This is a genomic window from Belliella buryatensis (assembly GCF_900188245.1).
GTDB classification, from domain to species: Bacteria; Bacteroidota; Bacteroidia; order Cytophagales; family Cyclobacteriaceae; genus Belliella; species Belliella buryatensis.
This window is the reverse complement of sequence record NZ_FZOK01000015.1, coordinates 73874-87653: the sequence shown is the minus strand read 5'-3', so window position 1 is coordinate 87653 and position 13780 is coordinate 73874. Positions and strand designations below refer to the sequence as shown.

Here is a 13780-nt window from a genome sequence, read left to right as displayed (position 1 = left end):
TAGATATACGATAGAAATACGTTAGAAATAAAGTAGGAATAGAATAGAAATAAAGCTGAAATCTTACTTTCTACCTTGGTGAACTTGTCTGTTGCAGGCTGGGTGATATCTCTACGATATTTAATAGAACCTTTTTCAATCATATTTCGCCACAGGCATATTTCAATTTATTTCACAAAGTATATTTCAAATTTTACCACATTTCATAAAGTATATTTCTACTGTATTTCCTTTAATAATTATATATGATAATTGATTTAAGAAGTGATACCCTAACAAAACCAACTCAGGGAATGCTCGAAGCCATGTGGTCAGCACCTGTTGGGGATGATGTGTTTGGAGAGGATCCAACTGTAAATGCTTTGGAGCAAAAGTTGGCAGATATGTTTGGCATGGAAGCGGGTTTGTTTTGCCCATCTGGTACGATGACCAATCAGATTGCCATCCGCCTGCATACAGGTTTGCAAACTGAAGTGATATGTCATAAATATTCCCATATCTATCTTTATGAAGGTGGAGGAATCATGTCCAATTCTCACGCATCGGTCAAGTTGCTTGATGGGGCTTATGGTAAAATCAGCCCTCAGGATATCCTAGACTCCATCAATCCTGATGATGTACATGCACCGGAAACTACATTGGTTTCTCTCGAAAATACCATGAACAAAGGTGGAGGAAGCATCTACACGCTGGACGAAATCAAGCCTATCAAAGCGATCTGTGAGCAGTATGGCTTAAAGTTGCATTTGGATGGTGCCAGACTTTTCAATGCTCTGGTTGAATCAGGGGAAAGTCCCAAAGACTGGGGAGCTATGTTTGATACAATTTCTATTTGTTTGAGCAAAGGTTTGGGTTGCCCAGTGGGTTCAGTGCTTTTGGGAACCAAAGCTGATATCAAACGGGCAAGAAAGGTCCGAAAGGCTTTCGGTGGCGGTATGCGTCAAGCAGGTTTCTTGGCTGCAGCTGCAATCTATTCTTTGGATCATCATATTGATCGATTGAAGGAAGATCATGCTAGAGCGAGAAAGTTGGGGAAAATGTTGGGACAACATCCTTTGGTTTCTGAGGTATTTCCAGTCATGACGAATATCGTGATTGCCAAGTTAGCTGGGATCACTCCTGCGGAAATGCTATCTAAACTAGAATCCGAAGGCATTAAAGCCGTAAAATTTGGCAAAGATCAAGTTAGGTTTGTGACGCATTTGGATTTTGATGATGAGATGCTGGGGAGGTTTGGAGAAAGATTAAATGATATAAAATAGATATTTACTTTGTGATATAAGTGGATATATGGTAGAAATATACTTCGTGAAATACAATAAAATATGTCCTTTCCTGTCGCAAGCAGGCTCGGGGAAATAAAATAGAAATATGTTTTACTTTGGTTCCTTATTCAGTTTATTGAGATTTGTTTCAGGCAGAATTGGAGAAAACAGCTTAGGGATTTGAACCATAATTTCAATTAAAGCTGTTTCTTTTATATATTTAAGAAAAAACACAATGATTACTAAGGAAAAATTACTCGAAACTCTAAAAAGCATGCCGGATAAATTTTCAGTTGATGATTTAATGGAGCGAGTACTTTTATTACAAAAAATTGAAATAGGAATGGAGCAATCCGAAAAGGGAGAAGGTTATTCCGCAGAAGAGGCCAAGAAAATGATTAATGAATGGCTAAAGTAACATGGTCTCCTCAAGCTGTGGAAGATATCGCACATATTGCTGAATTCTATTTTAAGACATCTTCGAATTATGCCGAAAATCTAATATCCTCCATTTTTTCAAAAGAAGAAATGATAAGCACTTTTCCGGAAATTGGGAGGATAGTTCCAGAACTTAATAATAAGTCAGTTAGAGAAATAATTTTTAAAAATTACAGAATTATATATTGCATTTTCGATGAAAATAGAATCAGCGTATTGACAGTTCATACAAGTTCAAAGCCACTAACAGACATTTCTTTATTTGATTAATAAATTTTTTGTTGGTTTAAATGTTAATTTAATGGGTACAAAATCTTTATATAATACCCCATTAATATGGGTCTAAATCTGGGGAATCGAACATCGATTTCCGAACCAATATCTATTTATAACTTGTCCGCCTTGGCGGATCCAATATCCATTAATATCTTGCTAATGAGTAATTCAGGTTTCAATTCTCTGAATTCATTATAACCTTTCATTTTAGATATTCATAATGAACAACACCCCATTAGCAGAAAGAATGCGTCCGACAAGTTTAGATGAACTTATTGGGCAGGAACATCTTTCAGCACCAACATCCTTTTTGTACAAAGCCATCAAATCAGGCAATGTGCCTTCTCTGATTCTTTGGGGACCTCCGGGGGTAGGGAAGACGACTATTGCCAATATCATCGCCAACGAAATCAAAGCTCGTTTTTATACCTTGAGTGCAATCAGTTCTGGAGTGAAGGATATCCGGGAAGTGATAGAGAAGGCGAGATTTCAAATGGGTGTAGTACTTTTTATTGATGAAATCCATCGCTTCAATAAATCCCAGCAGGATGCCTTATTGGGAGCAGTCGAAAAAGGTGTAATTAGACTGATCGGAGCCACTACTGAGAATCCCTCTTTTGAAGTCAATGCCGCACTACTTTCCAGATGTCAGGTTTTTACTCTAAATCCATTAGGGAAATCCGAATTGGAAGGCATGTTGGTTCAAGCTTTGGAAAAGGATGTTTTACTAAAGAAAAAGACCGTAGAGTTAAAGGAAACTGAAGCTTTGTTGAGGCTGTCTGGAGGAGATGGAAGGAAGTTATTGAATCTTTTTGAAATTGTCATAGAAGGAATCAATGAAGATCCATGCGTGATCACCAACGAGAAGGTCACCACCATTGCACAACAAAAAGTAGCGCTTTATGACAAATCTGGGGAGCAACATTATGATATCATTTCTGCTTTTATCAAATCTATCAGAGGATCAGATCCCAACGCAGCAGTGTATTGGTTGGCAAGAATGATTGAAGGAGGAGAAGATGTGAAATTTATAGCGAGACGATTGGTGATACTAGCTTCTGAAGATATAGGGAATGCCAATCCCAATGCATTGCTATTGGCGACCAATTGTTTTGATGCCGTGAAGATCATAGGTTATCCAGAGGCTAGGATAATCTTGTCCCAGTGCGTGACGTATTTGGCAAGCTCGGCAAAAAGCAATGCGTCTTATATGGCTATCAACAAAGCCCAGGCATTGGTAAGGGAAAAAGGAGACCTTTCTGTCCCGCTTCATCTTCGCAATGCACCCACCAAGCTGATGAAGGATTTGAATTATGGCAAAGAATACAAATATTCACATGATTATGAAGGCAATTTTGTAGCTCAGGAGTTTTTGCCAGATGAAATCAAAAACCTCAAGCTTTATGATCCTGGAAACAATGCAAGGGAAAATGAATTGAGGAAATACCTCAATTCAAAGTGGAAGGGGAAGTATGGGTATTAACTTTTTTAATTAAAAGTTTTCAGCTAATCTGATGAATGGTTGGGGGGAAGTGGTGTAATTGCTTATATTCAAGTGACTTAAATCAAACCAGCCAACAGATGAAAAAAACTTTATCTTACCATTTAATAGTATTGGTATTTGCTTTTACGTCCTGCCAAGAGGTGCAGGAAGGTCCAATTTTCGAAATTTCATTTTCAGATTCGCTAATTGATCAAGCCCAAGATGGTAGATTAATTTTAATGCTTTCTATCAATGATGCTTCAGAGCCTCGATTTCAAATTTCTGATGGACCAGAATCACAGCTTGCTTTTGGAATAGATGTAGAAGACTGGGAACCTGGCAAAGCCATGCTGATTGATGCAGAAGCTTTTGGTTATCCCATTAGAAGCTTAAAGGATATCCCAGAGGGAACTTATCAAGTTCAAGCTTTGCTCAATCGCTACGAGACCTTCAATTTGAAAGATGGTAGAACTCTCAAACTTCCCCCAGATAAAGGGGAAGGACAGCAGTGGAACCGTAAACCCGGTAATTTTTATAACCTCCCTCAGCAAGTCAATATCTCCAAAAACGGAAAGATAAGTATTATGCTAGATCAAGAGATTCCTCCAATTCCTGATCCTGAGGATACGAAATATGTCAAACATGTGAAAATGAAAAGTGAGATGCTCAGCGAGTGGTGGGGACGCGATGTCTATTTAGGAGCAAATGTACTTATACCTCATGGCTTTGAAGAGCATCCAGAGGCGAGATACCCTCTGATGATTTTTCATGGTCACTTTCCATATACTTTTGGAGGCTGGAGAGAGAGTCCACCAGATCCAGATTTAGAGCCCGACTATGCTGCAAGGTTTGGAATCAGTGGATATAATATCATCCAACAGCAAGAAGCCTATGATCAGTATCAGCAATGGATCAGTCCAGGCTTTCCGAGATATTTGGTTATAGAAATTCAGCATCCTACACCCTATTATGACGATAGCTACGCTGTGAATTCTGAAAATCAAGGTCCTTATGGAGATGCCATTACTTATGAATTGATTCCACATATTGAAGAAATGTTTAGAGGTATAGGAGAAGGGTGGAGTCGTTTTCTTTATGGAGGTTCTACTGGTGGTTGGGAGTCTTTGGCTGTAATGGTAAAGTATCCGGATGAGTACGGAGCTTGCTTTGCAGCATGTCCTGATCCGATTGATTTTCAAGCCTTCACGGTTGTAGATATTTATAAGGATAAAAACGCTTACTATTTAGAAAGTCCTTGGAAGAAAACTCCTAGGCCAGGCAAGCGGGATTACCTAGGTTATGTCAGTGCAACTCTAGAGGAGATGAATCACCGAGAGCTGGTCTTGGGGACAAAAGGCAGAAGTGGACAGCAATGGGATATTTGGGAAGCGACTTATTCTCCAGCAGGGGAAGACGGTTATCCAGCTAGATTATGGGATAAAATCACTGGAGAGATCAACCAAGATGTCGCAGCATATTGGAAAGAAAATTACGATTTAGGTCATATTCTGAGGAGAGATTGGGAAAAAGGTCTGGGTGAGCAATTAAAAGGCAAGATTCATATTTACTGCGGTGATATGGATAATTATTACCTCAATAATGCCGTGTACTTAGTGGAGGAGTTTTTAGAAAGCACGACCAACCCTATTATGCAGGGGAGGTGGATTATGGAGATCGCGCAGAGCATTGTTGGAATGGAGACCAAGAAAATCCAATATACATTTCTAGACTCCGGTACAACACCTTTTACCTCCCAAAAATCTTAGAAATTATGAAAAGAGACGCTCCTGCTGGAGCTGATTTGAAAAGCTGGAGATACTGAAGAATTTGAGGTCTTTAAAAAACTCCTTTAAATCCAACTCAAAGCCTTGGATGACAGAAGATCTAGCCGTATCGCCTACTGTCATCCAAAGCGAGGCGGAGTATTTCCCGTAACTCCAATCGGGTTCTTTTACCAATGATTTAGACTCCTCTTTATCCATAGTTGAATTTACAAAAATTGGCGTCAGTTATCAAACTGGATCCGTTAAACCTGCTAGGTTTTTAAGCGTAATCAGCTATAAATTAGATCATTTCAGCAAGAAACCTAGCAGGTTTTTATTAATAGTGTCCTTGAATCCCAATAAGCCCTCTTAGTATATCCTAATATCTATTTAGTATCCATTAGACTCATTGAAGACCTGTTTTTAGAGGCGAGTTTATTCAGCCAAAATACTAATCATAATTCCTAAAGGAACCTGAATTCATCTACCTTCTCAATTTTCTGTTTGAGATCAGCGATGTTGATACTCGCCTTGATGCCATTGTCACGGATCATTTTCTTATCCTTCAGGTTTTGGGTGATTTTTTCATAGACCTGTTGAGGGGTTTCAGTGGGTCCATTCCCTTTTTTAGCCTGAATGATATTGTTTTTGTTGGCCAATTCTAGCGCCTCCAGTACCTTGAGGTGATAGTTGTCAGCCAATTCAAAGAAGTTGTCGTAGTAAAGGATAAACTTCTTAGCCAATTCCACCGTGCCATTGACCTGATTGCTGTAATTTTTCAGCTCCGTTTCATTCTGGATCAAGTTAGCGTAATTGATTTTTCCAGCGCTATTTCTGTACTTGCGCTCTATCTGGTTCAGGTACAGTTCTACATATTCTTTCGAAAAACTGCTCAATACCCTATTAAAATAAGCGTCTAGCGATTCAGAAGACATCCTATCTGGGGTATTGTATCCCAGTTTGGTAGCATCTTTTTTAAGTTTTCCCAGCAACTCCAGCTGAAGATTTTCTAAGAGTACGATCCTGTCATTGTTAGATGACTGGTTGATGGCATTGGCTTTGTCCAGTGCTGAGAAGTACACAAGATACTTGTTCAGCTCACTTTCAAACTTACCCAATTTTTGAAAATCAGGTTTTTTTTCGGTCAACATGGAGCTGTAGGCCACATTGATTAGGGAGTTGGAGGCAAAGAATGCTTGAGAAACAAAAGGTACCCCTTGTGTTAGTGGACTGGCCACAATACTGTTGGTGATCTCTAGAAACCGGTCCATCTTGGTCTTGGTCTCGAATATGCCGATTTTTTTGGCGGACTCCATGATTACCTCTTCCAGAGAAAATCCTAAAGGGCCACCTTCTATGCTACCCAAAGAATTGATAAATCCTTGATATTCCTGATCGGTCATTCTGGACTTCAGGTTGATGATGTCATCACTGAGTTTTTTGTAGATCTGAGTAGAATGGACGATGCTGGAGCGAAGAGATATCCACCTTGTCTCATCGGTAATGTTCTTATCAATGATCAGGTCATTGAGTGCTTTGTTGTTGATTTCCAAATTTTGCTGTAAGCTCTCATTGTAATTTTTGAGCACTTGGATTTCCTGTTCCAACCGAGAAATTTTAACTGAATCAGGGCTACTTTGAGCCATTGTCGACCAGGTGGTCCATGCCATCATAGAAGACAGCAAAAGGATTTTCTTCATATAAGAAAGAAATGGGTTAAAGTTTTAGCAGTCAGCGCAAAAACCGAGCAAATATAGAGGTGTTTAGCATTTTTTAATCTTTTAGAATCAAATTGTTTTTCAACAAAATGATTTAGGTACACAAGAGGGAAATAGTTTTTCAAACCAAAATTACAGGTAAACTTATACCCAAATTTCCTTGAATAGTTAAAATTCTATTTTATCTTCATTCCGTTAAAAATTAATTTGTTTCAAAAGTGAACAACCAGCCTATGATGTTACAATTGATCAAGCTTGAATTGCTGAAAACCATGAGGTCTACTTCCTTTGCCAAATCGGTATTGGTGGCGATATTTTTGGGTTTTTTAGCGATCGTATTACTTTCTTACCTTTTAATTCTAGGGATATTTCTGAAGGAGGTAATAGAAAAAGGCTTCAATCAGCCTGATGCTTACGCTATACTCAGCGCCAATTTGATTTATTTCTTTTTGGTGGAGTTTATGTATCGGTATTTTACGCAGCAGCTCCCTGTGATTGAGTTGGAACGATTTCTTCACCTTCCGATCAAGAAAAGTAAAATCATCAATTTCCTTTTGGCGAGATCTTTTATTTCGCCATTGACTTTGGTCGCGTTCCTTTTGTTTGCCCCATTCGCATTCAAGGAAGTGATGCCTAGATTTGGGGATGCTGCAGGCTGGTCTTGGCTTTTGTGTATATTGTTAACCAGCTGGTCCCTACATTGGCTGATGCTATGGTTTAAGCAGAAGTTTGAAGATAGCTTTACCGGATTAGCCGTCATTTTCGCAGTTTTATTGCTAGGAGCAGGCTCTAATTATTATGGCTGGTTTAATATTGGTGAGTTAATGAAGCCTGTTTTTGACTGGTCATTGACATCTCCTTTCCCAGTCCTTGTCATGGCAGTTTTGTGCTTGTTTTTGTACAGAGTTGCTTATTCATACTATTTTGAAAATGCCTATCTAGAAAGCTTGGCCAAGGAAGAAGATGTCAAGTTTGCCAATACGAATTTCGGTATTTTCGATAGATTTGGATTAGCGGGTGAGTTGGCTAACTTGGAATGGAAGCTGATTATCCGACACAAGAAAAGTAGGACTTACCTGATGCTGGCTGGCTTTTTCTTGTTATATGGCTTGATCTTTTATACCAACCCTGTATACCAATCTGAGGATGGCTTTAGTCACATATTCATCTTTGTAGGAACCTTTATCACGAGTATATTCATGCTGCAATATGGTCAGCTATTTTTGAGCTGGAATTCAGCTAATTTTGATTTCTTTCTTCAAAAGAGAGGAGGGATTGAGGCGTTAGTGAAAGGTAAATACCTTTTATTCGTAGCAACTTCCGCTTTGTGTTTTTTGGCTTCTGTTCCTTACGTGTATTTTGGCTGGGATATTCTATTGATTCATGTTTGCACTTTTCTTTTCAATATGGGTGTAGTGATCCATTTGGTGATTTATTTTTCACTTTGGAAACCAAAGCCTATGGACTTGAATAAAGGCGCAATGTTCAATTATGAAGGAGTAGGTATAGCTCAGTTTTTGATGATGCTTCCCATATTTTTAGGCCCCTATGCCGTCTATTTTCCTTTTGCTCTTTTAATTAATCAATATGCTGGTTTGGCAGCTTTAGCCATTTCAGGTTTGGTGGGGATAGTCTTCTCTCCCTATTTGTCCTCACTTCCTGTGAACAAAATATTAAAAAACAGATATGAAATTTCATCCGCATTTAGACAAGAACTATGATCACGATCAATAACCTCAAAAAACAATATAAAGATGCCGTTGTGCTCGATGTCTCAACGTTGGAAATCTCAAAAGCGGAATGCTTTGGTTTGGTAGGTAATAACGGTGCTGGTAAAACGACACTGTTTAGAATCATGCTCGATTTGGTTAGAGCTACAGAAGGTCAGGTTTTACTTGATGGTACAGATGTAAGTAAATCTGAAGATTGGAAGCATCGCGTGGGGGCTTATTTAGACGAGCACATGCTTTTGTCTTATTTGACAGCAGACGAGTATTTTGAGACTTTGAGAAAAATCTATAATCTTTCTGAGGAGGATTTAGAGGAGCATTTGGCAAAATTTGATGAACTATTCAATGACGAGATTCGCGGCAAAAAGAAATACCTCCGAGACCTTTCCAAAGGGAATACCAAGAAAGTGGGTATCGCTGCAGCCATGATGGGTAATCCAGAAGTGGTATTGCTGGATGAACCATTCGAAAACTTGGACCCAAGTTCACAAGTGAGGTTAAAGAAACTGATCCTTCAAGAAAAAGAACGATCACAACTCACTTTTTTGATCTCCAGTCATGATCTCAATCATGTGACAGATCTCTGTGATAGGATTGTTCTATTGGAAAAAGGAATAGTGATCAAAGACCTTCATGATAAATCCTCCATGGTAGAGGAGTTGAATACTTATTTTGGGACTTAAATCAATTTTTGATGCGAGGTTAAAATCAAAATAAAGTAAAAAAATGTTGACCTCCCATGATTCTCTTTGAGAATTGGGGGAGGTCAACATTTTTAAGTGGAGCTGGCGAGATTCGAACTCGCGTCCAGATAGGGAAACACCGTACCGTCTACATGTTTAGTCACCTGTTGGGTTTTCGACTGTTGTTTGCTGGATGACACACCTGACAACAGCTTATCCACTAATCTTAGCCTTGCTTAGTAGCCTCACAAGGAGCAGCGCTGTCAAGTCGACACCTCAATTCCAACCGGACAGTGCAACGGTTGGTGAGATGTGGCCGGGGAATCTCTATCGAGGCTCAACCCTTTAAGCGTTATCTATTTCCCGTGAGGGATAGATTATGCAGCCATGGCGTAATTAGATTCGCCAATTATAGTTTGTATGAATTATTCACAGACGTACATACTCCACCTGACATGCGAGCCCGATCCTTACACCTACTGTCAAAACCGGTCAGCCCCATTGTTTCCAAACAGGATGACAAATATAAGGGAAATAAAGTTCCTGCTTCTAGTTATAAGGTTGGGAAAGTTGAAAAGTTTAAGGGTAGAGCGCTTTTTTGTGAATTGGGCTTTGAATTGAAAAAATAAAAAATTGAAAGATTTTGGACTTTGCACTTCAAATGTCTTCGAGCCATCAGGGTACTTTGTACTTGGTACATTGTACACCGAATATCAAACCTCACATTCAATCTCCTCAAATTTGTTTTCCGAAGCAAAATTCAAAAACTTTGTAATTCATCAAAAAGCAATAACGTTTTGAAGAGACAACTCTTTTTACTCTTATTTCTATTACCATTAATCACAGAAGGTCAAATCCTCAACATTGAAAGATCCAGACTTCAAAAAGACACCTCTAAGGTTTTTCTGTTTAAAGCTAATGCAGGATTAAATGTCTATAATAGAAGTGCCGCAGCAGATGATCCGGTTAATTTATTTGGTTATAATGTCGACCTCAATGCACTTTATTATCCTGGCAAACATGGATATATGTTTATTTCTAAGTTTGATTATTTGAAAATCAACGATTCTGATTTCCTGAACTTTGGGATGGTTCACGCGAGAGCAAATTTTCTCAGAGAGGAGGCTGTCAATTATGAAACTTTCGTCCAATATTCTTTTGATAATTTCCGTGGATTAGACCCTAGATGGATAGCAGGGGGTTCAATAAGGCACAGTTTGATCAAGACTAAGAAGTTTTCTTTTCTCTATGGTATAGGAGGTATGTATGAATTTGAAAAGTGGCAAGTTCCCAATGACGAACAATTCATAGAGGTCAACTTCTTTAAAAGTTCCAATTACATCAGTGTTCGTGCTACTATCAATGAATACGTGGACTTCAACATGGTCAATTATTATCAAGTGGGCTATGATCGAAGTATTTCGGGTTTTAGGCACCGAATTAGTAATTCGACCATTTTGAATACCAAACTCACGGAGAAGTTTGCCATCACAAATACTTTTGAAATTTCCTACGAGGATAGACCAATAGTCCCGATCACCAATGTGATCTATTCTTTTCGAACAGGCCTTTCATTGAACTTCTAATTTCAAAATTTATTTCCTCACAGATTCAGCCAATTGTCAAAAATTAATCGCTGATTTTAAAAATCCGCGAGGACTAGTTTCCAATAATTTTATATCTTGCGGTGATGGAAAATTTTGTAGTATCAGCCAGGAAATATAGACCGTCCAATTTCAAGAGTGTGGTTGGCCAAAGCCATATTACCACAACTTTGAAAAATGCGATCAAGAATAATCACCTGGCTCAGGCTTTTCTTTTTTGTGGTCCCCGAGGAGTGGGTAAAACTACCTGTGCTCGTATATTGGCCAAAACCATCAACTGTCAAAATCTAACTGCTGATTTTGAAGCTTGCAATGCCTGTGATTCCTGCAAGGCATTTAACAACAATGCTTCTTTCAATGTCCACGAACTCGATGCTGCGTCAAATAACTCTGTAGATGACATCAGGAATCTCGTAGAGCAGGTTCGTTATGCACCACAGCAAGGTCAATATAAGGTCTATATCATCGATGAGGTTCATATGCTCTCCAATCAAGCCTTCAATGCTTTTTTGAAGACCCTAGAAGAGCCACCGAAGTATGCTATTTTTATTTTGGCTACCACAGAGAAGCATAAAATCATTCCTACGATTCTATCGCGTTGCCAGATTTTTGATTTTAATAGAATTCAAATCAAAGACATAGCTGATCACTTGAAGTACATCGCTGGTGAGGAAAAAATAGAGTCAGAAGAAGAAGCACTCAGATTGATAGCTACCAAAGCAGATGGAGCTTTGAGAGATGCACTTTCTATATTTGACTTGATTGTAACTTATTCGGCTGGCAATAAGCTCACTTATCAAGAGACGATCTCAAATTTGCATATTTTGGATTATGATTATTACTTCAAAGTAGTCGATGCGCTCCTTGAGGAAAGTATTTCCAAAGTATTGATGATTTTTGATGAGATTCTAAAAAAGGGTTTTGATGGGCACAATTTCATCGTAGGACTCAATGAACACCTCAGAGATCTGATGGTTTGCAAGGATTCAGAGACAATAGAACTACTTGAAGTTTCAGAATCTGCCAAAGAGCGGTATTTACAACAATCTCAAGACGCTTCTTTGTCATTTTTATTAACTGCTATGAATATCTGCAATCAGTGCGATATCCACTACAAGGCTTCCAAAAACCAAAGGTTACATGTGGAATTGGCATTGATGAAATTAGCAAAAGTCAATCAAGCCATCTCTCTGGCAGCCTTGGCTCAAGAAGAGTCAAAAAAAAAAGCCTAAGTAATCAATCTACTTCTAACTCAGAAGCTACTCCAAGCCTCTTTAAAGAAGCCAATCCATTTGGGCCTAAAAAGTCTCCTGTTCAAAAAACTATTGCTATTCCTAAGTCTATCGAAGAGACAAAGAAAATTGTTGCTTCCAGACCTGTGGAAATAAAGCAAACTCTTGAAGAAACCCAAGTTCAAGAAGCCGTTAATCAGCTTACAGAGACTTTTGACGAAGCTAAGCTCAAGTCTATATTGGAGGGAATGGTAGAGGAGTTTAAATCAAATCATAAAAATCTGGAAGTGACTGTTTTTAAGCAGCCCTTTAGATTAGACGGTGAGCAAATTACTTTCTTGCTTAATGGAGAAATTCAAGAAGAGATTTTTGGAAAAATACGTGGGGAGGTACAACAATTGTTAAGAAGGAAGCTGAATAATTATTCGGTTAGCTTACTTTCTGAAATCCATGAAGAGGCCGTACCTGAAGGGCAAAGACTCTATACTTCCACTGATAAGTTGAATTACTTGCTCGAAAAGCATGCGCCACTAAGAGAGCTACAGCGTAAGTTTGGGCTAGAAACTGACTTCTAATCCCTAAAAATCTATCCCAATCCCAAAGTTTATCAGGTTTTGAAGTTGAATAGCTGGGCCTTGTGTGTCATTAGATCTTGTGATCAAAACTCGCTCGTCATAGATCAAGACAGTCTCTATTCTTGTAGTGATGTATTTATTGACCTTCATGCTGATTACAGAGTTGAGATTGACCACCATGTTTCCAAGTCTCTCATAATTGGAGAAGAGGTTGAGATCAGCTCGCCAACGGATGTTTTCAAGGATTTGGATATCTGTAGAAGAACTCACTGACATACCAGCTTCAGCTCTGATCGATTCTCCTGGCAAAACCCCAAAAGCACCCGCTCTACTCAACGAATCGTCGAGTACTATTGTAAATCTACCAGTAAACGGAGAAGCAATGATGGAGACTTTGTCATTGTTTTTATATTCTTTTTTATAGTTAAGACCAGTAGAAGATTGGATATAGGCTGGTGCTAATAGATCAGATATTCGCTGCCTTGCATCTTGTTCCGCGCCTGAAGGTCTAAAGTAACGATAGCCACCTAGTAGCTGTGTTCTCGCTTCTATTTGGGTAGACAAATACCACTTGGGTGAAAGTTCTCTACCATACTTGCTAATGAAGAGGAAGTTGTCGTTGGTTTTTCTTGTGGCGAATCTCCGGTCGCTTTGCCTATTAAAACCAAAGTTGACAGTTAGTTTACTGTCCCATATTTTTTCATCTTTTTTGAAATTGGCAAAGAGATTCAAGCCTGTATTGAGGGCCATGTTGCTTGCCCCACCCGCTGACCAATTACTTAGACTCACTTGCTGAATGCTAAGGTTAAAGTTTCCCCCTTTTTTCCAATAGACGGGCTTTTCTGGTCTGATGATGATAACCGAGTCACCTAGCATGATGATGGTCTCACCATTGATGACAAGGGTGTCAGCCAACTGTATTTCTTCCTGTGCTTGGCTCAACTGCAATGTCCCTGCAAGTAAGAAAAGAATGAAAAGAAACCTTTTGATCATGGCTCAAAGATAAAAGAGAG

13 protein-coding genes and 1 other RNA gene are annotated in these 13780 nt (G+C 38.9%); 10 read left to right on the top strand and 4 right to left on the bottom strand.

Features of this window, described 5'->3' with window-relative positions; all coding sequences use genetic code 11:
* Positions 1–245: 245 nt before the first annotated feature.
* From CHB66_RS14940 to CHB66_RS14920, 5 genes are all read left to right on the top strand, one after another.
* Positions 246–1262, top strand: a complete 1017-nt coding sequence (locus CHB66_RS14940; protein ID WP_089242220.1) for a threonine aldolase family protein — start codon at positions 246–248, stop codon at positions 1260–1262.
* A gap of 238 nt (positions 1263–1500) precedes the next feature.
* On the top strand, positions 1501–1683 hold the full coding sequence (locus tag CHB66_RS14935; protein WP_089242219.1) for a hypothetical protein: 183 nt from the start codon (positions 1501–1503) through the stop codon (positions 1681–1683).
* Positions 1671–1973, top strand: a complete 303-nt coding sequence (locus tag CHB66_RS14930) for a type II toxin-antitoxin system RelE/ParE family toxin (RefSeq protein ID WP_089242218.1) — start codon at positions 1671–1673, stop codon at positions 1971–1973. The genes CHB66_RS14935 and CHB66_RS14930 overlap by 13 nt, the downstream gene beginning before the upstream one ends.
* A gap of 226 nt (positions 1974–2199) precedes the next feature.
* The gene (locus CHB66_RS14925; RefSeq protein WP_170932503.1) at positions 2200–3462 is read left to right on the top strand and encodes a replication-associated recombination protein A; all 1263 of its coding nucleotides are present in this window, start codon (positions 2200–2202) and stop codon (positions 3460–3462) included.
* A 98-nt stretch (positions 3463–3560) separates the two neighbouring features.
* Complete coding sequence (locus CHB66_RS14920) at positions 3561–5228, top strand: alpha/beta hydrolase-fold protein (RefSeq protein ID WP_394335283.1); 1668 nt, start codon at positions 3561–3563, stop codon at positions 5226–5228.
* A gap of 3 nt (positions 5229–5231) precedes the next feature.
* Here the strand turns inward: CHB66_RS14920 and CHB66_RS16825 are convergent, their stop codons facing one another.
* Both CHB66_RS16825 and CHB66_RS14915 read right to left on the bottom strand, forming a co-directional pair.
* Positions 5232–5444, bottom strand: a complete 213-nt coding sequence (locus CHB66_RS16825) for a hypothetical protein (RefSeq protein WP_141107408.1) — start codon at positions 5442–5444, stop codon at positions 5232–5234.
* A 245-nt stretch (positions 5445–5689) separates the two neighbouring features.
* Positions 5690–6925, bottom strand: coding sequence for a hypothetical protein (locus CHB66_RS14915; protein ID WP_089242216.1), 1236 nt, complete (start codon positions 6923–6925; stop codon positions 5690–5692).
* A 251-nt stretch (positions 6926–7176) separates the two neighbouring features.
* Between CHB66_RS14915 and CHB66_RS14910 the strand changes: the two genes are divergently transcribed.
* Together CHB66_RS14910 and CHB66_RS14905 are read left to right on the top strand one after the other, a co-directional pair.
* Complete coding sequence (locus CHB66_RS14910; protein ID WP_089242215.1) at positions 7177–8664, top strand: DUF5687 family protein; 1488 nt, start codon at positions 7177–7179, stop codon at positions 8662–8664.
* On the top strand, positions 8661–9356 hold the full coding sequence (locus tag CHB66_RS14905) for an ABC transporter ATP-binding protein (RefSeq protein WP_089242214.1): 696 nt from the start codon (positions 8661–8663) through the stop codon (positions 9354–9356). The genes CHB66_RS14910 and CHB66_RS14905 overlap by 4 nt, the downstream gene beginning before the upstream one ends.
* 94 nt (positions 9357–9450) lie before the next feature.
* On the opposite strand, the gene ssrA is transcribed toward CHB66_RS14905, so the two are convergent.
* Positions 9451–9856: a transfer-messenger RNA gene (ssrA, locus tag CHB66_RS14900) on the bottom strand.
* A gap of 297 nt (positions 9857–10153) precedes the next feature.
* Between ssrA and CHB66_RS14895 the strand changes: the two genes are divergently transcribed.
* From CHB66_RS14895 to CHB66_RS14885, 3 genes are all read left to right on the top strand, one after another.
* Positions 10154–10942 carry a DUF481 domain-containing protein gene (locus CHB66_RS14895; RefSeq protein ID WP_089242213.1) on the top strand — a complete coding sequence of 263 codons (789 nt, stop codon included), beginning with the start codon at positions 10154–10156 and terminating at the stop codon, positions 10940–10942.
* A gap of 104 nt (positions 10943–11046) precedes the next feature.
* Complete coding sequence (locus CHB66_RS14890; RefSeq protein WP_089242212.1) at positions 11047–12192, top strand: DNA polymerase III subunit gamma/tau; 1146 nt, start codon at positions 11047–11049, stop codon at positions 12190–12192.
* 146 nt (positions 12193–12338) lie between these two features.
* Positions 12339–12767: a DNA polymerase III subunit gamma/tau gene (locus CHB66_RS14885; RefSeq protein ID WP_245812742.1), complete on the top strand. Its 429-nt coding sequence runs from the start codon at positions 12339–12341 to the stop codon at positions 12765–12767.
* Between the two features lie 3 nt (positions 12768–12770).
* Here CHB66_RS14885 and CHB66_RS14880 read toward each other — a convergent pair whose 3' ends face one another.
* The gene (locus CHB66_RS14880) at positions 12771–13760 is read right to left on the bottom strand and encodes a DUF3078 domain-containing protein (RefSeq protein ID WP_089242211.1); all 990 of its coding nucleotides are present in this window, start codon (positions 13758–13760) and stop codon (positions 12771–12773) included.
* Between the last annotated feature and the right edge of the window lie 20 nt (positions 13761–13780).